General features: G+C 42.4%; 26 protein-coding genes. 8 read left to right on the top strand and 18 right to left on the bottom strand.

Going from position 1 to position 22479, the window contains the following annotated elements; genetic code table 11:
• Positions 1–67: 67 nt before the first annotated feature.
• Genes KEJ24_00340 through dapA form a run of 6 tightly spaced genes read right to left on the bottom strand, consistent with a single transcriptional unit; the run spans position 68 to position 6406 of the window.
• A complete protein-coding gene (locus tag KEJ24_00340; GenBank protein ID MBS7646278.1) occupies positions 68–1234 on the bottom strand; it encodes an aminotransferase class I/II-fold pyridoxal phosphate-dependent enzyme in 1167 nt (388 codons plus the stop codon).
• Positions 1235–1247: 13 nt separating this feature from the next.
• Positions 1248–2081 (bottom strand): diaminopimelate epimerase, encoded by an 834-nt coding sequence (locus tag KEJ24_00335; protein MBS7646277.1) that lies wholly within the window; start codon positions 2079–2081, stop codon positions 1248–1250.
• A complete protein-coding gene (gene lysA, locus KEJ24_00330; protein MBS7646276.1) occupies positions 2078–3361 on the bottom strand; it encodes a diaminopimelate decarboxylase in 1284 nt (427 codons plus the stop codon). The genes KEJ24_00335 and lysA overlap by 4 nt, the downstream gene beginning before the upstream one ends.
• 19 nt (positions 3362–3380) lie before the next feature.
• Entirely contained in the window at positions 3381–4559 is a 1179-nt protein-coding gene (locus KEJ24_00325; GenBank protein ID MBS7646275.1) for an aspartate kinase, read from the bottom strand.
• A gap of 31 nt (positions 4560–4590) precedes the next feature.
• Positions 4591–5382, bottom strand: coding sequence for a 4-hydroxy-tetrahydrodipicolinate reductase (gene dapB, locus KEJ24_00320; protein MBS7646274.1), 792 nt, complete (start codon positions 5380–5382; stop codon positions 4591–4593).
• On the bottom strand, positions 5375–6406 hold the full coding sequence (dapA, locus tag KEJ24_00315; GenBank protein MBS7646273.1) for a 4-hydroxy-tetrahydrodipicolinate synthase: 1032 nt from the start codon (positions 6404–6406) through the stop codon (positions 5375–5377). Before dapA ends, dapB begins: the two co-directional genes overlap by 8 nt.
• 132 nt (positions 6407–6538) lie before the next feature.
• Between dapA and KEJ24_00310 the strand changes: the two genes are divergently transcribed.
• The 4 genes from KEJ24_00310 (at position 6539) to KEJ24_00295 (ending at position 10549) form a co-directional block, all read left to right on the top strand.
• The gene (locus tag KEJ24_00310; protein MBS7646272.1) at positions 6539–6949 is read left to right on the top strand and encodes an Lrp/AsnC family transcriptional regulator; all 411 of its coding nucleotides are present in this window, start codon (positions 6539–6541) and stop codon (positions 6947–6949) included.
• A gap of 79 nt (positions 6950–7028) precedes the next feature.
• A complete protein-coding gene (asd, locus tag KEJ24_00305; GenBank protein MBS7646271.1) occupies positions 7029–8081 on the top strand; it encodes an aspartate-semialdehyde dehydrogenase in 1053 nt (350 codons plus the stop codon).
• Positions 8082–8715: 634 nt separating this feature from the next.
• Positions 8716–9813, top strand: a complete 1098-nt coding sequence (locus KEJ24_00300) for a DUF917 domain-containing protein (protein ID MBS7646270.1) — start codon at positions 8716–8718, stop codon at positions 9811–9813.
• Between the two features lie 25 nt (positions 9814–9838).
• On the top strand, positions 9839–10549 hold the full coding sequence (locus KEJ24_00295; GenBank protein MBS7646269.1) for an aspartate/glutamate racemase family protein: 711 nt from the start codon (positions 9839–9841) through the stop codon (positions 10547–10549).
• Positions 10550–10553: 4 nt separating this feature from the next.
• Here KEJ24_00295 and KEJ24_00290 read toward each other — a convergent pair whose 3' ends face one another.
• Both KEJ24_00290 and KEJ24_00285 read right to left on the bottom strand, forming a co-directional pair.
• Positions 10554–11204, bottom strand: coding sequence for a hypothetical protein (locus tag KEJ24_00290; protein ID MBS7646268.1), 651 nt, complete (start codon positions 11202–11204; stop codon positions 10554–10556).
• Between the two features lie 67 nt (positions 11205–11271).
• Positions 11272–12018, bottom strand: a complete 747-nt coding sequence (locus tag KEJ24_00285) for a hypothetical protein (protein MBS7646267.1) — start codon at positions 12016–12018, stop codon at positions 11272–11274.
• A gap of 175 nt (positions 12019–12193) precedes the next feature.
• On the opposite strand from KEJ24_00285, the gene KEJ24_00280 reads away from it, so the two are divergent.
• Positions 12194–13135, top strand: a complete 942-nt coding sequence (locus KEJ24_00280; protein MBS7646266.1) for a metallophosphoesterase — start codon at positions 12194–12196, stop codon at positions 13133–13135.
• 8 nt (positions 13136–13143) lie between these two features.
• On the opposite strand, the gene KEJ24_00275 is transcribed toward KEJ24_00280, so the two are convergent.
• Complete coding sequence (locus KEJ24_00275) at positions 13144–14703, bottom strand: APC family permease (protein MBS7646265.1); 1560 nt, start codon at positions 14701–14703, stop codon at positions 13144–13146.
• A gap of 238 nt (positions 14704–14941) precedes the next feature.
• Between KEJ24_00275 and KEJ24_00270 the strand changes: the two genes are divergently transcribed.
• A complete protein-coding gene (locus KEJ24_00270) occupies positions 14942–15979 on the top strand; it encodes an aminopeptidase (protein MBS7646264.1) in 1038 nt (345 codons plus the stop codon).
• Between the two features lie 87 nt (positions 15980–16066).
• On the opposite strand, the gene KEJ24_00265 is transcribed toward KEJ24_00270, so the two are convergent.
• The 8 genes from KEJ24_00265 to KEJ24_00230 all read right to left on the bottom strand — a co-directional run bounded on the left by KEJ24_00265 (position 16067) and on the right by KEJ24_00230 (position 20790).
• Positions 16067–16378 carry a hypothetical protein gene (locus KEJ24_00265; GenBank protein ID MBS7646263.1) on the bottom strand — a complete coding sequence of 104 codons (312 nt, stop codon included), beginning with the start codon at positions 16376–16378 and terminating at the stop codon, positions 16067–16069.
• Position 16379: 1 nt separating this feature from the next.
• The gene (locus tag KEJ24_00260; protein MBS7646262.1) at positions 16380–16922 is read right to left on the bottom strand and encodes a nitroreductase family protein; all 543 of its coding nucleotides are present in this window, start codon (positions 16920–16922) and stop codon (positions 16380–16382) included.
• Between the two features lie 314 nt (positions 16923–17236).
• Positions 17237–17809: an RNA-processing protein gene (locus tag KEJ24_00255; GenBank protein ID MBS7646261.1), complete on the bottom strand. Its 573-nt coding sequence runs from the start codon at positions 17807–17809 to the stop codon at positions 17237–17239.
• Positions 17796–18524, bottom strand: a complete 729-nt coding sequence (locus tag KEJ24_00250; GenBank protein ID MBS7646260.1) for a serine protein kinase RIO — start codon at positions 18522–18524, stop codon at positions 17796–17798. Before KEJ24_00250 ends, KEJ24_00255 begins: the two co-directional genes overlap by 14 nt.
• A gap of 87 nt (positions 18525–18611) precedes the next feature.
• Positions 18612–18917: a translation initiation factor eIF-1A gene (gene eif1A, locus KEJ24_00245; GenBank protein MBS7646259.1), complete on the bottom strand. Its 306-nt coding sequence runs from the start codon at positions 18915–18917 to the stop codon at positions 18612–18614.
• A gap of 55 nt (positions 18918–18972) precedes the next feature.
• Entirely contained in the window at positions 18973–19998 is a 1026-nt protein-coding gene (locus tag KEJ24_00240) for a radical SAM protein (GenBank protein MBS7646258.1), read from the bottom strand.
• 67 nt (positions 19999–20065) lie between these two features.
• Positions 20066–20362: a DUF424 family protein gene (locus KEJ24_00235; GenBank protein ID MBS7646257.1), complete on the bottom strand. Its 297-nt coding sequence runs from the start codon at positions 20360–20362 to the stop codon at positions 20066–20068.
• 11 nt (positions 20363–20373) lie between these two features.
• A complete protein-coding gene (locus KEJ24_00230) occupies positions 20374–20790 on the bottom strand; it encodes a translation initiation factor IF-2 subunit beta (protein ID MBS7646256.1) in 417 nt (138 codons plus the stop codon).
• A gap of 274 nt (positions 20791–21064) precedes the next feature.
• Here KEJ24_00230 and KEJ24_00225 point away from each other — a divergent pair, with 274 nt between their 5' ends.
• Together KEJ24_00225 and KEJ24_00220 are read left to right on the top strand one after the other, a co-directional pair.
• Positions 21065–21352, top strand: coding sequence for an iron-sulfur cluster assembly protein (locus KEJ24_00225; protein ID MBS7646255.1), 288 nt, complete (start codon positions 21065–21067; stop codon positions 21350–21352).
• A 380-nt stretch (positions 21353–21732) separates the two neighbouring features.
• Positions 21733–22152 carry a hypothetical protein gene (locus KEJ24_00220; GenBank protein MBS7646254.1) on the top strand — a complete coding sequence of 140 codons (420 nt, stop codon included), beginning with the start codon at positions 21733–21735 and terminating at the stop codon, positions 22150–22152.
• Here KEJ24_00220 and KEJ24_00215 read toward each other — a convergent pair.
• Complete coding sequence (locus KEJ24_00215; GenBank protein ID MBS7646253.1) at positions 22149–22475, bottom strand: hypothetical protein; 327 nt, start codon at positions 22473–22475, stop codon at positions 22149–22151. The genes KEJ24_00220 and KEJ24_00215 overlap by 4 nt on opposite strands.
• Positions 22476–22479: the final 4 nt, after the last annotated feature.

Raw genomic sequence — 22479 nt, 5'->3', positions numbered from 1 at the left:
TCTTTTTGGAATAACTTTCTATAAAAACATTTTAGGCATTAGAATCTGCTAAAGATTTTTCGACATGCTAGAGAATTTTTCTCAATCTATCACAAGCTTCTTTTATTCTTTCTTCGGAACATGTTGCTGAAAAGCGAATGTACCCTTCACCTTGAGCGCCGAATCCCACGCCCGGCGTGGCGACAACGTTAACCTCAAGCATTTTCTTGACAAGTTCCATGGAGCTTGTGCCACACTTAGCCCAAACGTAGAATGTAGCCCTCGGCGTTTGGCATTTCAGCCCCATGGAATTTAGTTCCTTTGCAAGAATTTTTACTCGTCTATAATACGTTTGGCAAGCCTCTTTCACCGGTTTCGGAGGGTTTTCTTCCTCATACATTTTCAAGGCCTTTGCCGCCGCCAACTGTATGTACTTAGGCGGCCCCGAGTCCACCTGTGACTTAATTTTCTTCAAACCGGCGATTAATTTTTCATTGCCAACGGCGAAGCCTATTCGGCTTCCAGTCATGCCGAACGTTTTTGAACATGAATGGAATTCAACAGCCACTTCCCGCGCCTTGTCCACTTGCAGGACGCTTGGAGCTCGATAATCGCCAAAGGCTATTTCCGAGTAGGCGTTGTCATAGCATAGGATTATTCTGTTTTCAAAGGCAAAGTCCACTATCTCCTTAAGTTCTTCAAGGGACACTGTAGCACCGGTAGGGTTGTTTGGGTAGTTAACAAACATCATTCTAACGCCATTAACATCAACATCCTCGAAACACGGGAGAAAACCATCATCTTCACGGAGGGGAAAATAGACTGGTACGCCACCATTTAAAACGGTGCCTCCATTAGCGTACACTGGGTAAGCAGGATCCGGCACTAGTACGCGGTCCCCTTCATCGAGGAAAGCTCTTGCAATGTTGCATAAGCCCTCCTTTGATCCTATGAGAGTGACGACTTCCTTATTTGGGTCTAAATCAACATTAAATCTTCTTTTGTACCATTGTGAAACAGCCAGTCGGAATTCGTATTCTCCTTCGCTAGAGGAATAGCCATGGTTTTCAGGCTTAGCTATTTCCTCCCTCAGGGCATCTATAACAATCTTCGGCGGTGGAAGGTCCGGGTCTCCTATGCTGAGGGAAATTAAATCCGCGCCTTCCAGTCTTTTTTGCCTAACTATTTTTTCCAATTCAGCGAACAAATATGGCGGAATAGCCTTAAGTTTTTTAGACAAATTGAAATCCAACATGTTTGCCTCCTCCTTAAAGGTTTATAACACCCTCAAAAACTTTTTCAGCAGGACCCTCCATGAAAACAACACCGCCGTGGTATTCAACAGTCAACTCACCCCCTAAAAGTTCAACAACTACTGTTTCACCCACCTTCCCAAGAATGTTTGCAGCTACAACACTTGCACATGCACCCGTTCCACAAGCGAGGGTTTCACCTACACTTCTCTCCCAAACTCTAACTTTCAACTTTTTATTTGAGACTACTTGAACAAATTCAACATTGGTTCTCCTTGGAAAAAGTTCATGTTTTTCCAATATTGGTCCAATGTCCGCAACAGGATAGCTTTTAACATCCTCAACGAAGATTACACAGTGAGGGTTTCCCATGGATAGGGCTGTCACATAAAATGTTTTATCTCCTACGTTGAGTGGCTTATTTATGAAGGCGCCATTCCATTTTATGGGAATTTTATCAGCTTCAAAGTTTGGAGAACCCATGTCAACCTTTACGTACTCTACAACATTATTATTTCCTATTTTTAGATTTAATGTTCTAACACCCGCGAGCGTCTCAACGAGAAATGACGTTCTTTGCACTAAGCTGTTCTCGAAGCAATATTTGGCAAGGCATCGGATTCCATTTCCACACATTTCAGCTTCCGTGCCATCCGGATTGAAGATTCTCATTTTCACCTCAGCCTTTTGTGAAGGATAAATAAGCAGTAAGCCGTCTGCACCTATTCCAAACCTTCTTTCGCATAGTCTTACAGCGAGGCTGGACAACTCTCCCTCATTGAGCAATCCGCTTCTATTATCGATAACTACGTAATCGTTTCCAAGGCCATGCATTTTCCAAAAACTTATCCTTCTAGCCATTCTGCAACCCTTTGTCTCCTAGTTAAATCATCAAAAGTTTCAGCTTCCCTTATGAGGGTGTATTTACCGCCCTTAACGAGCACTTCAGCCGGTCTAGGCCTAGAGTTATATTGCGAACTCATAGAGAAACCGTATGCCCCAGCATTTAAAACAGCAAGCAAGTCGCCCTCACATATTTTCGGCAAGAGGCGGTCTCTAGCAAGGACATCACCGGATTCGCAAATTGGACCGACGACATCGTAAACTTCTGTCGGCTGGTCATCAAGTCTATTCGCGACGAGAATATGGTGATAGGCCCCGTACATGGCTGGCCTTATAAGCGTGTTAAACCCTGCATCCACTCCGACAAACTTTCTGTAGGGTGTGTGTTTTACCGTGGTAACCGTTGTTAGAAGAATGCCAGCTTCGGCAACTATAAATCTTCCAGGCTCGATCCAAAGCTCCGGTTGTCCCAGTGCATACTCATCTAGTTTGCTCTTGAACATTTCCACAAGTTTGCTGCAAAAAGCATCCAGATTAACTTCTTTATCTTCCGGTTTGTAGGGAACCCCGATTCCTCCGCCAAGGTCGATGAAGTCAAAACTTATCCCAATCTTAGCGTTGATTTTCGAGGCTATTTCAAGGAGACGTTCTCCAGATTTAAGGTAGGGTGTCACGTCCATTATTCCTGAGCCGATGTGCATATGAATGCCAAACCTTTTGACGCCGGCTTTTTTGGCAATTTCGTAAGCTTTAAGGGCGGAATCTCCATCTATTCCAAACTTTGCGATTTTGCTGGCTGTGACGACATATTCATGATGGCCAGCACCATATTCCGGGTTAATTCTGAAAGACAAAATTTCTGGAACGCCAAGCTTAAGAAGCCTATTAAGCTGTGACAAAGAGTCAAGGTTAATCATGACCTTTTCGTTTAAAACATACTTTAGCTCTTTGTCTCCAACATTTACTCCGGTGTACAAAATCTCATTAGGATGAAAACCTGCTGACAAGGCTAGGTAAACTTCGCCTGCGCTTACGGTGTCCACATATGCTCCTTCGCTGTGGAGAATTTTTAACACTGAAATGTTAGTGTTTGCCTTCGCAGAGTAAAGTATTCTAAACTTGGGGTATCTTTTTGAAAAGGCCTCCCGCAGTTTTTTATAGTTCTCCCTTATTTTGTTCTCGCTGATCACATAGAGAGGTGTTCCGAAAGTTTCCGCTAACTTAACAGCTGAAACACTATCTATATAGAGTTTGCCGCCAACATTTTCCAATGGGCTTTTTAGGATCCCCAAATTTAGACCTCCATTAATGATTAACCGCTTTAATGGAATCCATAGCCTTTTCCAAGTCTTTTTCTTCTAGAAAAACGGTGATTGTAGCCTTGCTTGAGGAAATCTCCACTATGTTTATTCCCTTTTCAGCGAGAGCGCTAGATATTTTAGCAACCCATCCTGGAGACTCGATGAAGTCTGGGCTTAGAACTTCGATGGCGCCAATGTTTTCTTTAATGCTTACGCCTTTGACACCTTCTATTTGACATAGCTGCGAAAGTAAAGCTTTCTGATCTGTCGTTACATTTGCAAAGATTGTTACTGATTTTCTGCCAGTGCTTAGACCGACAACCTTTTCATTAGCAAAGGTCATTAGGGCCCTTCCAAGGCTTGTTGCATTAAGTTCTCCAACAAGAGTTACGGCACATAGGCCGTTATGTCTCCTGATCTCGAACAAGTTGGAAAAAGCTCCTACAATTTCGGTTCCTTCAGAAGATAACCCGTTATTAAAACTGGCGACCTTTAATTTCTGGTGAGGGAGCTTATATTTGAGGGCTTTTGGGTGGACTATTTTTGCTCCACCTTGGGCTAACGAAAACATTTCTTCGACAGACACTTTTTTTAACGGTCTGGCTTCTGGAACGAGTTTTGGATCAGCAGACAAGACTCCTTCAGTATTCTTTACAAGAATAACCTCGTCAGCGTTTAAACAGTTGCCTAGCAAAGTTGCGGTTATGTCGCTCCCCCCTCTACCGAGAAGCGTTACACGCCCCTCTGGATCTCTACCCAAAAAGCCACATACAACTGGAACGCAGCTTCCCAAAAGCGGTTCTACATACAGTTTGACTCTTCTTCTTGTTTCTTCAAGGTTTGGCTCCGCCTCTAAAAAGTTTGAGTTCGTTATTACCGGCCAATTTTGGCTTTGCGGATCGAAACATACAGAGTTTATGCCGAGCGCCTTAAGGGCTGCGCTGAAAATTCTGGCACTAATTCTTTCCCCCATCGACACAATGTCTGCGTAGTCTGCATCGCTGATTCCTCCAATGCTCTTGACACAGTTAATCAGATTGTCTGTTGATTTTTCCATTGCAGAAACGACAACGACCACTTCTTCAAAGTCAGCAGTCTTAATCATTTCCGCCGCTTGCCTAAAGGATTCTCCGGAACGCAGTTCTGCTCCACCAAATTTTACAACAACTCTTTTCTCGGCCATAGATGCTTGCCTCCAACTGAAAGATTAACATTTAATTGCTTAGCACGTCTTCCATTGAATATACTCCAGGCTGCTTTTGTTTCATTACCCATTCAACAGCGCGAAGGGCGCCCAACGCAAACGCGTTCCTAGAGAATGAAATGTGGCTTATAGTAATCATGTCGTATGGTCCAGCGATTATCACTTCATGAATGCCTGGTATCCCACCGGCTCTTATGGATAAAACCTCAAGTTCTTCACGTGACCGTGAAGCTAATCTTTCCCGAGCTTGCACTATTTTGCGGTATCCCCTTATATCAGAGATCAGTCTGGCTATGTTCAAAGCGGTTCCACTTGGAGAGTCTCTTTTCTTGGAGTGATGAGCCTCCAAAATGCTGATTTCGTATTCTTCCGGCAGATAAGCCAACTGATGGAGCATTTTAATCATGAAGTTCATACCTATCGAAAAGTTAGGAGCAAAAACTGCTGGAACTTTCGACGAGACAAGGATCTTAAGCTGATTTAGCTGATCTTCTGTAAACCCGGTTGTACCCATAACTATCCTTTTACCCATTTCTACAGCTTCGGGAATATTGATAAGCTCAGCCTCCGGTGTAGTGAAGCTCAAGTAAACATCAGCCTTTCCCAAAGCCTCTTTAAGCTTCGAAGACCCCTGAAGCGGTACGTCCAAATCACATATTCCCAGTTCACGTAGGGTTTTACCCAATAAGGGATTATTTGGAGACTCTATCGCCCCAACTATTTCGAAGTTCCTACTTACCGCTTCTGAGATAATTACACGACCCATTTTTCCAGCAGCACCAACCACGCAGATTTTAGTCATAAGCTAACTCCCTCCAGTATCGTTCATTATAAAGTCTGTTGGATAAATCCACGTCAAAAAAACTTTCAATTGGAGCTAGGAGCTCAGGGCTTTTTTCGTAAACTTCCCGTGCTGCATTCAAAACCACATTCAGACCTTTCCGCGTCATCCTTCCAAGAGGGGGCCTTAAGGGACCAGCTGGCATTCCGAGAACATTCATAAGAGTCTTGCATGGAAGAGGATTTCTAGCTTTAACCATAATTTCGCCGAAAGCTGTCTCCTCAACAGTTTTCACGGTTACTATCTGGAATAGGGGAGTCAACTTCTTGCAAATATCTGCAGCTTCATCCAACTTCTTTTCCAACAAAAGTTTCGTCATCTTTTGCACAGCAGCTGGAGCTATGTTCGAAATTACAGAAATCACCCCAGAAGCTTTAATCGCATCATCTGCCATCATTCTAAAGGTTTTGTCGTCGTCCCCAGATAGTATGTCAAAGTCTTCTCCGCAAAGTTTCCTCGTCAATTTCATGTTATCGAAGTCTCCAGTAGCCTCTTTAACAGCCCTAACATTGGGATAATCTCTATGAAGAATAGCGAGATCATGAGGCAGCAACTGAGTCCCAGTTCTTCCAGGAATAACATACGGGATTATTTGGGCGTCTTGAAAATTTTCAGCCACTGGGGCGATGTATTCCCGTCTAATCTCTAAGGAGCTAGGGCCATTATAATATGGGTCCACTAGCAGAAATGCCCTTACACCCATATCGTAAGCTTTCCGGGTGTTCTCTAACGTTTTATGGGTACAGTTACACCCTGTTCCGGCTATAGTTAATAACTTATCGGAACAAAATTCGTAAACTTTCCCGATAACAAGGAGTTGTTCATTTTGATCTAATGTTGGGTTCTCACCAGTTGTTCCAACTGCTAAGATGCCGCTAACTCCTTGTGACATTTGAAACTCTACTAGGCTTCGAAGACCTTCAACGTCTATTTGCCTGTTCTTAAGCATGGGAGTTATTAACGCTGTGTAACAGTTCTTGAACACCCTTTCCATGATTGCCCATTCCAGCTTTGTATTAAAGAATCAGCTAAGTTTATAAGAATTTCGGAAAAATACTTAAATATTATAATAATGTTTTGTTAAAATAAATACGAAAAACGTATCAAAAGGATAAAAATGGATGAAATTGATAGAAAAATCATTCAAATTCTAAAGCAAAACGGACGAGCTACCTACAATGAGATTGGAAAAGTTGTAGGGCTCTCCGAGGGAGCTGTGAGGAGAAGGATCAAGGATTTAGTGAATTCTGGAATCATTAAGAGATTTACGTTGAAGCTTTCACTTTCTGAAGGAGCGGAGGCGATAGTACTGGTTTCAATAAACCCCTTAATTCCAACCTCTGAAATATCCGCTAAACTGTTGGAAATACCCAATGTTGACACAGTTTACGAGGTTACAGGCGAATACGACATTGCGACCATAGTGTCCGCCATGAGCATAGCCGAAGTCAATGAATGCATTGAAAAAATCCGCAAAATAGATGGAGTGATTAAAACCAACACTATGATAATTTTGAGAAGTTGGTGAAACATGACATGTTTAGGTTTGTGAAAGAACAAAAAGCTAAAATAAAACCCGCTTGCTCCATTGATGGGGCGTGCTTAAAATGAAGTGGAAAGTAGCCATTCTCGGAGCAACTGGCGCCGTGGGACAGAGGTTCATTCAACTGCTACATAACCATCCATGGTTTGAAATTGAAGTGCTCGCGGCCTCTGAGAAGTCTGCTGGAAAACCATATCGCGAAGTATGCAACTGGATCTTAGAATCTAAGATGCCACGTGAAGTAGCCGAAATGCCCGTGGTACACTCTGATGTTAAATCTGTTGAAAAAGCCGGAAACATTGATTTTGTTTTTTCAGCCTTGCCTTCAGATGTTGCAGGTCCGGTGGAGGAAGAATTCGCTAAGACATATCCAGTTTTCAGCAAAGCAAGTACTCATAGGCTTAAAGAAGACGTGCCGCTTTTGATTCCAGAGGTTAACCCGGAGCATTTGGAGCTTGTGGAGACTCAAAAAAAGAGAAGAGGGTGGGATGGCTTTATATCAACGGATCCAAACTGCTCCACCATTCAATTGGCGATAACTTTAAAACCGTTGATGGATTTTGGCCTAAAGACAGTAATAGTGTCCACGATGCAAGCCCTCAGCGGGGCAGGTTTTCCAGGAGTACCGTCTCTCAGCATAATTGACAATGTTGTGCCATATATTTCCGGAGAAGAGGAAAAAATAGAGCTTGAAACATTAAAAATTCTTGGAAAACTTGAAAACGGCAAAGTCCAACCAGCAAACATTAAAGTGAGTGCGAGCTGTAACAGAGTTGACGTTAAAGATGGTCACCTAGAATGCGTTTTTGTCGAACTTGAAAAAGACGTTTCCTTAGAAGAGATTAAAGATGCATTTAGAAACTTTAGGGGTGAACCGCAAAGGCTAAAGCTTCCATCTGCCCCTCAAAACCCAATAGTGGTGCGGGAAGAGAAAGATCGCCCTCAACCGAGATTTGACAGAGACGAAGGAAACGGAATGAGCGTAGTTGTTGGGAGAATTAGGCGAGACCCAGTCTTAACAATTAAGTATCTATGCTTAGGCCACAACACTATAAGGGGCGCCGCTGGAGCTGGACTTTTAAGCGCAGAACTAGCCGCAAAAAAGGGCTACATTTAAGCCATCACCCTCTATTCAATTTTCCACAAAAAGCTTCTTATTGTTGGACCTATTGTTCAATGGTATTTAGCTTCAATTGTTAGGGATTAGAATAAAGATTAAAACAGGTAAATGTAACCAAAACAAAAGAAACATAATCGCCTTTAAACCATTGTCACGTCTTTATTCGCTATGGGGATTATTCTAATTGTTTACTCGGTAATACATAGAATATTCTGTTCTGTATAGCGCCAGCCACAAAACGGTGAGAAACAAATAAGACTAGAAAACCCCCATGAAAACGCCTTAAAAGCCGCTCCAGTTCCCATGAAAGTCTCTCATTTCAGAGAAAACTACCAGAAAAGGCTTCCTCGTTGAAAAGTTTTTAATTGTTTAGTCCTGTTTCATAATCCTAGAATTTAAACTTAATTAGAAGCTTTTGTATTTCCGTGGTTTAGGGCTTTTCTTTTTCCTAGGTGGTCTGTAGAATGTCCTTCAGCGTTAACCGTGAAGTTTCTACAGCATAAGTTCTGCAGAATTCTATTGGGAAATCATCCATCAAATAACAGTATTTGATGACGTTATCATAAGTTTTATATGATTACAAATAAGCAATACGATTGGCGAAGGCAGTTTAACTGCTTTGGGTGGTTGCATGCGAGTCCTTAACAGAGAAAGTTTGGAAAACATCGTAACGGGTGCCACTTTCTTAGGTGCTGGAGGTGGTGGTTCTCCATTAGACGGGCTTAGGCTTGTCGATAAAATTTTCGAAGTAGCTAATGGCGTTAAACTTGTCAGTCCAGAAGAGGTTGCCGACAATGATTATGTGGCCATGATTGCGGGTATAGGTGCACCAAGAGCTCTTAGGGAGAAAGGCTTTGATGTAGAAGCTGTTTATGCTTTTGAAGCTTTAGAAAGAATATACGCGTTAGTAGGCATAAAACTTTCCTACCTGATGGCAGGCGAACTCGGTGGCTTTAACACTATAACACCCATGTATGTTGCCGCTTGCAAAAATCTTCCGGTGGTAGACTGTGACGGCAACGGCAGAGCTGTTCCAGAATTGGGCACTGGTTTGTATCCGCTATATGAAATACCTGCATCACCATTGGTTTTAGCTGACAGAAAAGGCAACGTCGTCATAGGATATCCTAAAGACCCAATGGATACAAATGCAAGCGAAAATATAGCACGGAGTTTCGCTGTTGTGTCAGGCATGGTCGCGGCCTTTGGAACATGGACGGTAAATGGACGCACATTGAGAGAAAAACTGGTCCTTAACAGTGTCAGCAAGTGCGAGAACATCGGCAAAGCCATCAAAAAAGCCGTCAAGGAAGGAAAAGACCCCGTGAAAGAAGCAGCCACGGTTTCTGGTGGGCAAGAACTGATAAGGGGAACAATTTCTGACATAGCAACCAAAACGGTCGGAGGCTTCGACTTTGGCAGAACAACGATAGAAGGTACAGGAACATACGTTGGTAAAAAACTCTTCATAGACTTCAAAAATGAAAATATGATTGCTTGGAGTGGAGAAAACGAACCCGTTGCAATGGTGCCCGACTTAATATGCCTCATAACAAAAAATGGGGAGCCGTTGACGAACGCTGACACAAAAACCGGCATGGAAGTGGCGGTGATAGCCGTTCCAGCCCCTGATAAATGGAAGGCGCACCCAAGAGGATTTGACATCTGGCGACACATATTAGAGAGGATAGGATACACTGGACCCTACAAGCCCATATCAAATCTATAATGGTAAAGGATTGAGGAAGAATTTCATGAAAATTCAAGTTATAATACCCATATTGAAAAATGAAGTTTTCGAAAAAACCACATATAAAGAACTAAGTTTGGCTAAAAGGAAAGATGTTGAACTAAGCGTCGTAAGCATCGAAAAAGGTCCAGCGTCAATAGAATCCGCATACGACGAAGAGTTGGCAGCCCCATGGATACTGGAAAAAGTAATGGAGGCTGAAAAAAGCGGGTTTGACGCTGTCATAATTGACTGTATGGGAGACCCCGCTCTAAACGCAGCGAGAGAAATAGTTAAAATCCCTGTCATCGGGCCATGCCAAGCCTCCATGGCCATAGCTTCAACACTTTGCGAAAAGTTTTCAGTGGTAACAGTGTTAAAGAGACTCCTACCGTTATTCTGGAGAAAAGTGAAAGAGTACGGATTTGACGCCAAAGTAGCCTCAGTAAGATCTGTTGAAGTACCCGTGCTGGAGCTTGAAGAAAAAAGAAGTGAAGTTAAGGCTAAACTGCTAGCTGAATCGAAAAAGGCGGTGAATGAAGACGGAGCTGGTGCTATTATACTTGGCTGCACAGGGATGGTAGGAATGGCTGCGGAACTACAAGAAGCGATAGGCATCCCTGTGATCGATCCGGCAGTAGCTTCGATTAAGCTGGCCGAATGCCTAGTTGACATGAAGATCGCACACAGCAAGTTAGAATATCCAGAACCTCCAGCGAAAAAGAGGATACTTTAAATGTTCACTCAATAGTGACTGTATAATACTTCCTGAAACGACTTGGCTCCTCAAGCACCCTAATTTTTCTATAATCAGTCTTATATAACTGCATTATACATCTTTCCGGCTCAAAGCGGATCTTTTTAGCTTGAGTGGAAAGAATATTAATAAAATTTTGGATGCATTCTTTCAATTGTGCATCGTCACTGTCTAGTTCTCTAGATTTTTTCTCGGCGTAGAAATTTTCAATTTTGAATCCAATTTTACGGTTGATGATGACTCTTGCTATTAGCGCTATCAGCATTGACGCGAGAGCACTTGGGAAAATTAACCCTTCCCAAAACTCAAAACCAGGATTTGGAACGCTTCTAAAGAGGAGACGCATTGCAATCAAGGCAAACGCCGAAGTTAGAAAAACTAACGACAAGAAGTTTATTAAATCTCGGATTTTCACCAATTTTGTAACACTAGGTATGGATGCTGTTGCACTTGCCATTTTAATCAGGGTCGGCTGAACCTTCTCCCACTTTGAAGCAATCTCTTTTTTCAGTTTCCCCTCCTTAATCGCACCGTTCACAGGGCGTATGTCTACGTATCTGTGCACTCGGTAACTGTCAAGGATTTCAATAAGCTCCATTAGAATTCGAAGGTCCTTTTGACTCCAACCGCTCACTTTGCTCATCTCATAAACTCATGATAAATCACTGGTGTTTTAATTAAATTATTAAACTACCCAGAAACTAAAAAACTTCGTTATACCACTTTTTCTTTGTTCCGATTTTTGCACGCATCTTCCATCTAAATGATTTTGGTTTCTTTTCAATTTCCTCTAACAAAATGTTAATCTTCCGTTCTATGTCCTCTTTATTCTCCTTCAGTCCGTTTTGGGCTGAAAGGAGTGTAAGGATCTTCTTAAGGTTTGTAGTGGCGGTGTAGTAAAATCCCCAATCCTCAGACAGAACCTTGGATATCAACTCAGAATTAATTGTTTCCTCATCACCTTCTCCAACGTTATGCTCCATAAATAAGATCGCAACATCTTTGAAATCTTTTTCAGTAAAGTTTACAATTTGTAGCTTCGTCAACAATAATTCAGCCAGCGGAATTGTTGGATAATCGATTTCTAAACGATTCCTAAAATCAACAGTGTGACACATTATAAGTTTGTCCAAAAAAATGTCTACAATGCATCCACTTGTATTGCTTATGTATTTGTGCCGCATCTCCAAGCCATAAGAGGGGCGCAACGGCCTTTTTTCATAGCCAATCTCATGCATAAAATTTGATATTTTAGACCCTTGAGAGGCATATCCAACAAGGTCTAAGTCGGATAGTTCTCTTTCCATTTCCATATGGAGATGGGCATATTTTGGGCAATGCAACCTAACAGCAACCGCACCCATTAGCCTAAGCGCTAAATTTCGTTGTTTAGCCATGTTTACGATCCTTAATCCTTCAGCAACTAAGTCGATTTTTGGGTTTTCCATAGACCATTTACCTTTCAAAAGGGATTGAGGAACCTTTAAATATATTTTCCGGTTGACAGCAGCAATGTTTAAAAGAGTTAGACTTTGCTTGAAATAGCCTTTAAGCTAAAAAGCGCCATAACAACAGAAACGTAAATAAACAATAAAGGATTAAGATCATGGCCGGGAAGTTAAAATGACTAGAATCTTCGCCGCCGTCGACATTCACGGAAGTGAAGTAATTTGGAGGAAGTTCATTAGAATGCATGAAATTCACAAAGTTGACGTGTTAATGATGCTTGGCGACTTAACGGGCAAAGCTATTGTCCCAATAGTTAAGCGGACGGAGAATGAATGGTACTATGCACCGTGGGGTAAAACAAAAGTTTTGCATTCCAGAAGAGAAGTCGATGAGGTCATAAAAACTTACCGTAATCAAGGCTACTACGTGTTTGAGACAACTCCACAAGAAGTAGAGGAGTTACAAGCGGATTCGAGAAAAATGGACGAGTTGTTTGTAAAGCTTATGTCAGAAGTCCTTCAGTCATGGTTTAAGTTAGCCGAGGAGAAAGTGCCGAAAAACGTGAAGATAATTGTGAGTCCGGGAAACGATGATCCCTTCGAGATTGATAAAGTTATTGAGGAAAATGACAGAGTGATTAACCCCGTTGGAAAAGTTGTAGACTTAGACAGTAGACACGAACTGATAAGTTGCCCGTGGACTAATCCAACTCCGTGGGGAACTCATCGGGAGTGTTCAGAGAAAGAACTTAAGAAAAAGCTGGAAGATGAGTTTAAGAAGGTTAAAAACTACGAAAACTTGATATGCAATTTCCACGCCCCCCCATATAACACAGGGTTAGATATTTGCCCAAAACTTGACAAAAACCTTAAACAAGTCTGGGAAATGGGTTCACCAGTAACTTACCCAGCTGGAAGCAAGGCGGTCAGAGAAGCTATAGAAAAGTATCAACCATTGTTATGCTTACATGGTCACATTCACGAATCTCCAGGCACTATACGTCTGGGCAGAACTCTCTGCTTAAACCCGGGCTCTGAATACGAGTCCGGGGTTTTAAGGGGCTTCGTTGTCGACTTACCGCCGAAAGAGTTCCAGTTCATGCGTGTTGAAGCATAAAAAAGGGGTTATTCTGGCGGGACTTCAGCAAAGATTGCATTGATGTCTATGCCTCTCTTCTTGTTTATGTAAGACATGACAGCGTACATTCCTATTCCCCAAGCCATTATGATCAGTGTTATAACTATGGATAATAGATTCACTGTCGCAACTCCCGTGAACAAAACATAGTATTCCAGTATTGTGGATATTAGGCTTAACGAAATCATTAGTGGAAGCGGGACGTAGACTCCCCTCTCCCATATATGCGGTCGAGTAAATGGTAAAGTTACTCCGGTAATGGACCACCAGATAACAAGCATTGTACCCAAGATAAACAGGCTAACTGATAGGATTATTGGGAAGGTTGCGGCAAGGAATACGAAGATCAGTTGCATTACGAAACAGTATAGCCAACTATAAATCGGAATGTGCCACCTGTCTGATACATGTGAGAATATTTTTGGAGCATATCGGTCAAGGGCCATGGCGAAAAACGGCCTCGTAGTCCAGAAGTAGCCGTGGGGTATAAGACCTATTATTGAGAAGAACGGTATCATGAGCATGAAACCGGATAGCGCCGCATTAGTAGTTAAGGAGGCTGCAAATATTGCCAGATTTGGGCCTAATCCTGGATTAATTGTTAGCTGACTTGCATAGCCACCCATCACAACATAGTCGTATGCGGACACAAAGTCGCCAAAAGCATACATTAGCGATGCAGATGCACCCATAGCGAAGGCTGCTAAGATCACACCAGCGAAACCTATGCCCACCATTATGGTCTTTCTTGGTTTAGACATCTCTCCTGCCAAGGGGGATACATTATCTGGATATAGGAAGCCTCTGCATGTAAGTATGGCAGCGCTTGTTGAAGCCCAACTGAAGCTTGCAGGCTTCCAGCCGTTTGCCCTAGCTACATTTAATATCTCGTTGTATGCGCCTTTACCCCAAACAGCATCCCACATTGAAGGTGTACCATTCGGTCCTGTTGCTACCAGAATGGCTATCATGACTAATGTGCCTATTATGGTTATACCGCTAAATATCACCATGGATCGTTTTAATGTGCCTGGACCGAAGAAGTCGATGAGCCCACCAACAATTATCAGAATGATTGCTATTATTAGGCTCCCTTGCACTGTTGCGAAATAGCTGCCAGCATCGATTAACCCACGTGAGCCGGTGAAAATTCCGATAGCCTTAAGTCCATCTGCAAAGGAGCTTGCCGCCAAGAATGAGCATGTAGCGTTTGCTATAGGATTCCAGATAACGGAACGCCAGCCCTCCATCATACCGTAAACCGGATGTAATCCTCTAGCGATGACCACATAGTTCCCGCCAGCCCTTGGCATACAGACAAGCTCAAATGCTAAGACCAACCCATAGATAATTACCAGAATCCCTGCTAGGGCAAAGGACAACACCATGTTAACCCCTGGGTAAAGGAAGGGTAAAATGCCGATCATAAGGAAAAACCATGGATTAAGAGAGGCTTTCAATGGAAAGAAGAGAACCGACCAAGGGCCTATTTCCCTCGAAAGTCCTGAAGCCTTTCTGACAAATAGCAACGGTTTTTCTTCGGACATTTCTCCTTTCCCCTTTTATAATTTTCCAATCTTTTGAAGCTTTAAAGTTTTTAAAAAACTTTCGGTGAAAGTGTAACTCGAATTCACCCTCATTTGCTTGCATAATGTAACCATATTTTCACGTTACATGGTGGCCAAAGACAAATAAACTAACATATGGATCTCACGGCATTTCTATCCAACATTGCACAACTTTTAATAACCAATTTAAGACATTACTCTTCGATTGGTGAGTATCATGATTGAAAGAGAGAAAATAGTCAATGGTGTTATAAACATGTTTAATGTGAATATGGGTGTCAGAGAAGGTGAAAAAATTTTAGTGGTTACAGATATTCCCACCGTGGAAGAGTGGAGGTTAAAGAACAGCGGCAAACTTTTAGATGCATTAAAGAGGGCACTTCTAGCTAAAATTGTAAGTGAAATCGCCGCTGAAAGTTTTCCAAAATGCAAAGTTGAATTTTTTGCGTATCCATCTGTTGGTAAGCATGGAGCATATCCTGGAAAAGAGGTTGAGGAACGGATGAAAGCTGCAGACGTCGTCGTTGCAATTACGACCTATTCGTTAACACATACGGATGCAAGAGTCAACGCCTGCAAAGCTGGGGCGCGAATCGCAAGCATGCCAATGTTCTTGGCTGAAATGTTTTATCCAGGAGGCCCTATGGCTGCAGATTACCGTGAAATAGAAAGGGAAACTAGGAAAATCGCAGATTTGCTGACGAAAGCAAATGAGGCTAAGGTTATATCGCCCGGTGGGACAGACATAACCTTGAGCATCAAAGGTAGAAATGGAACAGTTGATGCCGGAATCTTCACAGAAAAAGGATCTTTTGGAAATCTTCCTTCCGGAGAAGCTTTTTGCGCCCCGGTTGAAGGAACAGCTAACGGAAAAATTGTTGTTGAACCGGGCTGGTATCCTGACTTAAAAGAAAAAATGACCTTGGTTTTTAAAGACGGCTATGTGGCTGAAATCATCGGAGGTGGTGCAATCGGCGACTATTTAAGGAACTTACTGGACTTCAGTAAGAATGTCGAGCCATTTATCTCTCGCAGAAATCTAGCGGAGCTAGGAGTTGGAACAAATCCATTTGCAAGACGACCTGATAACGTCCTTGAGGCGGAGAAAATTAAAGGCACCGTACACTTGGCGATTGGAGATAACTCCCATATTGGAGGGAAAGTCTCATCAGATATTCATCTGGATTTTATAATTCCAAAGCCAACATTGACGCTTGATGGAAAAACGATAATAAAAGATGGCAATATTCACTGATCCTTTGTTGCTTCTAAAACTACGCGTACCTTCTTTATCCAAGACTTGATGAAAATAAAAGGAGAGGTAATCATTTCTTTTCATCAGTTATTTTAGATATCTTTTTTTAAGTTCTTCTGCGAACATTTTTACAATTTCGTTCAATGCTTTTCTGAACTCCTCCACGTTATACATTACGAGAAACTTTTTCTCGTCTACAATAGCCTTTATCTTCTGAAGAAACGGGTCCTCCTTTAAACATGGTGCATACTTTGGTAAGTCCGCGATTTTGCTTAATGCGTCTAGCAGTCTGAATGGCCCATAAAGGTGAGGTTCGTCCATGCAATTTAAAGCGCTCGTAGCAAGGAAAACTGCAATCTCAAATAAGTAATCGTTCCCGCTTATTTGAGGGTTGTCCATTTTACTCCTCCAAATCTGAAAACTTTTTGCCATAACCGTTTAGGTGAACTATTTCCTTCAGTGGCAGTTTAGGTGGTGGTTTGGGCGTTTGGTCAGGGTAACCTACTATTACTAAAAGTTCTGGTTCTATACCTTCTGGAATTGCCAGTAACTCCTTTATCGCCGGATGAGAAAATGATTTCACAACACATGTTCCTAAGCCAAGGGCATACGCCGCCAAGAGCATATTTTGCACAGCCATTGCGCAGTCACATATCGTGAGGTAATCTCTTGCAAGAGGACCTCCGACTTTGTAGGATCTCTCCCTATTCGAGCAGACAAGTATTGCAAGAGGGGCTTCTCCAAAATATCCCGGAGAAACTTTTCGCACTAAATCAAGCAACTTTGGATCTTCAATCACTATAAATACCCATGGTTGAATGTTTCCTCCAGAAGGCGCCCATCGAGCAGCCTCTAACAATTTTTTGATGAGTTCCCTGTCGACTTTTTTACTTTTATACTTTCTAACACTTCTTCTACCTTTTATCGCTTCGAACACGTCCATATTTTCAACCAGCGAAGCATTAACTGAACCATAGCGGTGAAGTTTTCTAAAAAGGTTTTCTCGGGTTCATACTTTTCTCTAAACTAAATTTTCCAAACTACAAGTGGGCTTGTGCATTATTTATAAAGCGCTTCATATTATGATCACATTTCATGCCACCTTACAATTAATTACACGTAAAGGTTGCTAGAACAAAAAGAAGAAAATATTGCCGCCGAAATCCGCGTATTTGAAGAATATATATTATCCCTAAGGAGAAGCATACCTCCAGAAAATAGAGAGTCTTATCCAGCCATATTCTGATTTCTCCGAATTTACTCTGGTTTCTCCCAAAGTTCGAGCATGCTTTTTTTGAGCTCTCTGCGTTTTTTGTGGAGGAACTTGTAGACTGTGGCGTGTTGGCTTCCTTGAATAAGCATCTGAATTGCTTCCCTTGCGATTTGGGCGTTTTCGATTTTTCCAATGATGCTAGCCGTGTGGCCGTAAACAGCTATGTGGGTATCCGTTAACTCTTCTATTATCCTTCTTGTTTTTCCTTCCATCCCGATAATTCGTCCCTTGACGCGTCTAATGTCAGATTCGGATCTTCCAAAAATTGTCCTTAAGTCTATTATGTCTAAGATGGCTTCTTCATCGTGAATGAGTTTAAACGCATGTTCAGGAGAGAAACCTCTTCCAATGGCGGTCACTACATCTTTAGCCCTCAAAAGCACAGAGGGGTCTTCTGCCTTCTCTGAAAGTATTATTGTTACGCCGCCTGTGTCACTCTCTACTTGGAGAGTAACTGAAAGCATGTTTTCAATAGCTTTCTTTGTTTCGCCACCTTGCCCGATCAGTACGCCGATCCGCTCTTTAGGTATCCTTACAAAAGTGCTAGGTTGAGCCATGGCCTGTAACTCTCCTGTAAACTTCTTCAGCTGACAAGGTGTTCACGCCTAAACGATTGAAAAATCTGTTTAAGTTAGCGATATCCCTATTCAAGAGGAAGTTTGCTAGTGGATGCGAAATCGGAACGGCCTGCGCCATGTCAAAAAGCACAGGTAAACCTCTCCAGATCATGATGTTGTATTCGCTTAAGTCTCCGTGAACAAGCCCCGCCTTCCTGTAAAGTCTTTCAAGGTAAGTTATTAGGATTTTGTAAATTCTCTCCGGGTTGGATGGAGGTTGCTCCTTCATGGAAGGTGCGCTTACCCCATCTTTCCCGATGAACTCCATGATAAGTACGTTGTTTCTGACTGCGATAGGTTTCGGTACTCTGACTTCCGCTGCCAACGCTTGTTCAAGATTTTTGAACTCTTTTTGAGCCCACGCAAAAATCAGCGATCGAGTGTCATGTTTCACATTTCTAAACCTCGGGTCTCCTTCGATGTATTTTAGCATCCCCTTACGGAATTCCGCAGAAACAGTTAGGTAAATTTTTATGGCAAGCCCTTTGCCTTCTTTATCTTTGCCCCAGTACACTCGGGCTTCTTTGCCGGCTTTCACGACGCCATAAATTCGGTCGATTACCCCGCTATTCATGAAGTCGTATATGATCATTAGAGTTGAACGGTCAAAAACCTCCTCTAAAACCTCGTATTCCTCGCTTCGCTTCTCTTTCATCAACTGTTCAACTTCATATTCCTTTTCTTCCTCGCGAAGCCTTTTTTCAACACGTTCCCGAAAAGACAAAAAGTTTCCTCGCCATTTTTAGATGGTTAAGTAGCCCTTTTTGCGAAGCCACTCTGCCTGTGCATGGGTATAGCGCCAAATGACGTCCCCACGTTTGTCAGACTGAAAGTCCCAAGGCGAAACGAGAACAACGTCGCCTTCTCTTATCCATACCCGTCTCTTCATTTTACCTCTTATACGACACAAACGCTCGTTTCCATCTTGACATTTAACAAGAACACGATCAAAACCGAGAAGCTTTACAGCTACGCCTAAAACATCATTCTCCGTAGGATAAACCATCTCGCTTAATTCTTCTTCGCTTATGACCTTCTTCTTGCCCAAGTAAGCACCTCATCATTTCCTTTTAAAAGATGAAGCCACTTACTTAAAAGCATGTTTATGCTCTAAAACATTGAAAGCCTTTTAACAATCTTGCCATCTGAATAGTTTCCTTAAGATTTCTGACAGCAACAGAGACGCCGACGGTGCATTCAAGCCAGCACCCATCGCATGAAGCAACCTTAGCCCATGCTCTTTTTGTAGTTTCGCTATCGCTTGTCAAAATATTCTCAGCAGAACTTTCTAAAAGGTTTCCAAGCACAATGTCTCCGCTAGCGGCGCAGGCCAAAAGGTTTCCGGCGGGGTCTATTGCAACGTAAAGCTTTCCGGCATCGCAAATTTTAGGCGTTTTCTCCTCAAAGAAAAGCCGTAAGCCCCGGAGAAAATCTGTAGGTACTGCCAAAAACTTGGGGTCCTTCTTTTTCAAGTCTAGCAAATACTCTTGAATAGCCGCTACTTTATCGATTGGAGGCTTATTCTTTGAAGGCGGCGGATATGGATGAACCGGCTGAACTTGCAAAAAATCTGCTATAGGGCGAATCTCTTCAACAAACCCTGGAAAAACGTCAATGTTGTATGGCGAAATAACGCTGTTTATGCCGACTTCTACACCTAAACTCCTCAAAACTTTTATGCTTTCGACAGCTCGTTGAAAAGCTCCAGCTACCCCTCTTATTTTGTCATGACATTCCTTTGGGCCGTCAATGGACACCACAACAATGTCAAACGCATCTGCGATTCTTGACGCGTTTTCACGTTTCAAAAGGGTAGCGTTTGTATTTATACTCACGAGGCAGTTGTGGGATGCCGCCTTTTTAGCCAGTGTTGTTAGGTCATTGCGTAGCATGGGTTCACCTCCGCTGAAATCAAAAAAGCTTACGTCCAAACTGCAAACCTCGTCTATAACGGTTAATGCTTTATTCGTTGGCAACTCCAGCTTTTCCATTTTCCACCAGTTGCAGTAGACACACCGCATGTTACAGCGTCCAGTCACATTATAGGAAGCGAAAAGGGGCGAGACTTTTCCAGTCTTAAACTTAAGAAAGTTCCTGAAAGTTTTGAGGGCAAACCTGCCGATGCTCACATTCTTAACCCATCAAGTTAGCTCTACTTTCCAATTAACCGTGCTTTTTAAAAAGCATTGCTTACTTTCACAGCTTTACAATCTGAGCGTGAGGTATGCCCTCAATTTTTAGGATCGCTTCCGGATGCACGTAGCCTTTTTCAACAGCTTTTTCCACGACATTTTTGCCAACCATGTTCACGATGGTTGAGGTTTCAATCATGGCTATGGCTTCTTCAACCTCGACCTCTTCGCCTTTGTAGAACTCTTCAGTAATACGGAAAACTATTTTGCCCTCGCGGAGAGTTCTCCCAAGAACCTCAGCGTCACAGATGGAAAGCAAAATGTTGTTGCCGATTTTTCTCAGCTTCATGTAACACTTCAATTTTCAGCCTCTCACAGTTGCCTTACCGAGGACTTGGCGCCACAAGCCGTGCAAACGAGGAAGGATAGACGCTTTTCCTTCACAATTTTCGTGTCCGGACGCTTGCACACTGGACATGTGACAAACGTGTCCATGTATCTTTGTAAAAGTCTTTCAAGGGTTTCCCTTGGAAACTTGCCTTGAAAAATAACTCTTGACTCTTGCATGAGAGCTGCTGTGGCCAACTCTCCGGTCAAAAACTTTAACAAGTGCTGCGGGTCGCGGTTTAAAACTTCAGCGATTTCCATGAAATTATGGATTATCGTGCGTGTTCCAACAACTACATATTGAAGCTTTGGAATTTCCAGTCTCTCCCGCTTTAGGGCAGTTTCAGGCAGCTGGGAACGCGCTCGTTTGAGCAATGCTTCATAGTCGTATTTCATTGACATGGCTCCAAGATAATGAATAGAATCCATTGTATTTAAAAGTTAATATGCAAAATTTTGGTGTATTAATTACGGGTTAGACGGTTCTGGGCGGGATGATTGAGTTTATTTTGAAGAAAACGGCCGAACTTGCTGAAAGAGTTTGTTCGAGTTTAAAGCAAAGCTTCTGTAGGCCATGACTTCGAGCTATGGATGCATTTGAAAGCATACTGGTACAAACCGTAACTTTTTATACTTTATACAAGCCTTTATTCTAGAAGATTTGGAAGTGTGTGAATTGAACGAGTTAGAAAGTAAAGTGTTTGAAGCGGTTGGCAAAGTTGTTGATCCAGAAACGGGCTTGACTTTTGCTGAAATGCAGATGATTAAAAGTGTTAAAGAGGAGGAACCGGGTGTTGTCAAGATCGAATTTATTCCATCTAGTCCTTTCTGCCCCATAGCCTTCAAGCTAGCCGTAGACATTAAACGCGAAGCGTTAAAAGTTGCCGGTGTTAAAAAGGCGCTAGTCTACTGTCGTGGACACATGATGGAGAAGCAAATCAACGAAGCGACTAACAAAGAATAGCTGAAAATAAATATACTTTGAGTTACGAGCGGTCAACGGTTGAATGTAGTCATTCCTGTTTATGTTTTAACGGAAAAGGCAAAAGATTCGTTTTAGCATACTCTGGGGCTTTTAGGGGCAAATTCGTCGTTTTCAGAATACGAAACTTTCATGTGAAACTGAGGGCAAAGGACCCAAAACTCAATAGTGGAAAGCGTGAACACTGTATAAAACTAGAGGGAGAGGGAGCAGGGAAAATAAAGCCTAGAGTAGAGTATCTTGGCTGAATATTTAACCAAAAGCCTTAAGTGAGTAGCCGCCATATTTTTCTTGCAAACAACATGGGTGTTGATTCAGTCTTGGCTATTGAAAGTTTTCACGGAAACAGAAAACCTATAGACGTGAAAATCGGCGAGTTAACACCTACTTCGAGGGCGGTGAACGTTAGGGCAAAGGTTGGCTCAAAAAGCGAGGTCAGAAGTATAGCTTCCGGAAAAAACGGTGCGTCTCACACAGTTTGTGACGCATTGATAGGTGACGAAACCGGGTGCATATACTTGACTTTATGGGATGACAATATAACTAAAGTCAAGGAAGGCGAAACCATAAGCATAGGAAATGGCTACGTAACTCTATTCAAAGGAAGTATGCGTCTAAATATTGGAAGATACGGCACGCTAGAAACAGCAAAAGAAGCCTTAACATGCGAAGTTAACACACAAAACAACTTATCATCAAAAGTTTATGAACAACAAAGACGCCCCTTCAGAGGAAGAGGTTTCAGCGGACGAAGAGGCGGAGCCCGGCAAAGAAGATATTAAAACTTCCCAGCTTTCGTCAACATTTTTGCTTCTTTTAGATATTCAAGGAACTCAAAATTTTTCTTTTCCACGTATTCCAATCCGAGTTTGCGGTACAAGATTTTTGCTATGTTTTTTTCGATAACTTTTGCTCCTGAACCGAAAATTTTCCGTATACATTCAATAAAAATTTCCGGATGCGAGGGTATGTTTTCCTTGTTTATGGCGTAAGAATGTCGAAGGCGGAAATAGACCACTTCTCTCCCGCTTTCCCCAAGCATAAGTAGGCCCTCATCAACCGCTTCGATTAAAGCCCTCTCAAACTCTAACGTTTTTTTATTCATGATT

The organism is Candidatus Bathyarchaeota archaeon (genome assembly GCA_018396705.1).
Taxonomy (GTDB): domain Archaea; phylum Thermoproteota; class Bathyarchaeia; order Bathyarchaeales; family Bathycorpusculaceae; genus DRVP01.
Note: the sequence above shows the minus strand (reverse complement) of the source record. Positions and strands in the feature narration are given on the sequence as shown.

Coding starts and splice junctions, on each gene's coding strand:
- KEJ24_00340 (MBS7646278.1), bottom strand. CDS start 1,234: ATGTTGGATTTCAATTTGTCTAAAAAACTTAAGGCTATTCCGCCATAT.
- KEJ24_00325 (MBS7646275.1), bottom strand. CDS start 4,559: ATGGCCGAGAAAAGAGTTGTTGTAAAATTTGGTGGAGCAGAACTGCGT.
- dapB (MBS7646274.1), bottom strand. CDS start 5,382: ATGACTAAAATCTGCGTGGTTGGTGCTGCTGGAAAAATGGGTCGTGTA.
- KEJ24_00310 (MBS7646272.1), top strand. CDS start 6,539: ATGGATGAAATTGATAGAAAAATCATTCAAATTCTAAAGCAAAACGGA.
- asd (MBS7646271.1), top strand. CDS start 7,029: ATGAAGTGGAAAGTAGCCATTCTCGGAGCAACTGGCGCCGTGGGACAG.
- KEJ24_00300 (MBS7646270.1), top strand. CDS start 8,716: ATGCGAGTCCTTAACAGAGAAAGTTTGGAAAACATCGTAACGGGTGCC.
- KEJ24_00295 (MBS7646269.1), top strand. CDS start 9,839: ATGAAAATTCAAGTTATAATACCCATATTGAAAAATGAAGTTTTCGAA.
- KEJ24_00285 (MBS7646267.1), bottom strand. CDS start 12,018: ATGGAAAACCCAAAAATCGACTTAGTTGCTGAAGGATTAAGGATCGTA.
- KEJ24_00280 (MBS7646266.1), top strand. CDS start 12,194: ATGACTAGAATCTTCGCCGCCGTCGACATTCACGGAAGTGAAGTAATT.
- KEJ24_00275 (MBS7646265.1), bottom strand. CDS start 14,703: ATGTCCGAAGAAAAACCGTTGCTATTTGTCAGAAAGGCTTCAGGACTT.
- KEJ24_00270 (MBS7646264.1), top strand. CDS start 14,942: ATGATTGAAAGAGAGAAAATAGTCAATGGTGTTATAAACATGTTTAAT.
- KEJ24_00265 (MBS7646263.1), bottom strand. CDS start 16,378: ATGGACAACCCTCAAATAAGCGGGAACGATTACTTATTTGAGATTGCA.
- KEJ24_00260 (MBS7646262.1), bottom strand. CDS start 16,922: ATGGACGTGTTCGAAGCGATAAAAGGTAGAAGAAGTGTTAGAAAGTAT.
- KEJ24_00255 (MBS7646261.1), bottom strand. CDS start 17,809: ATGGCTCAACCTAGCACTTTTGTAAGGATACCTAAAGAGCGGATCGGC.
- KEJ24_00250 (MBS7646260.1), bottom strand. CDS start 18,524: ATGAAAGAGAAGCGAAGCGAGGAATACGAGGTTTTAGAGGAGGTTTTT.
- KEJ24_00230 (MBS7646256.1), bottom strand. CDS start 20,790: ATGTCAATGAAATACGACTATGAAGCATTGCTCAAACGAGCGCGTTCC.
- KEJ24_00215 (MBS7646253.1), bottom strand. CDS start 22,475: ATGAATAAAAAAACGTTAGAGTTTGAGAGGGCTTTAATCGAAGCGGTT.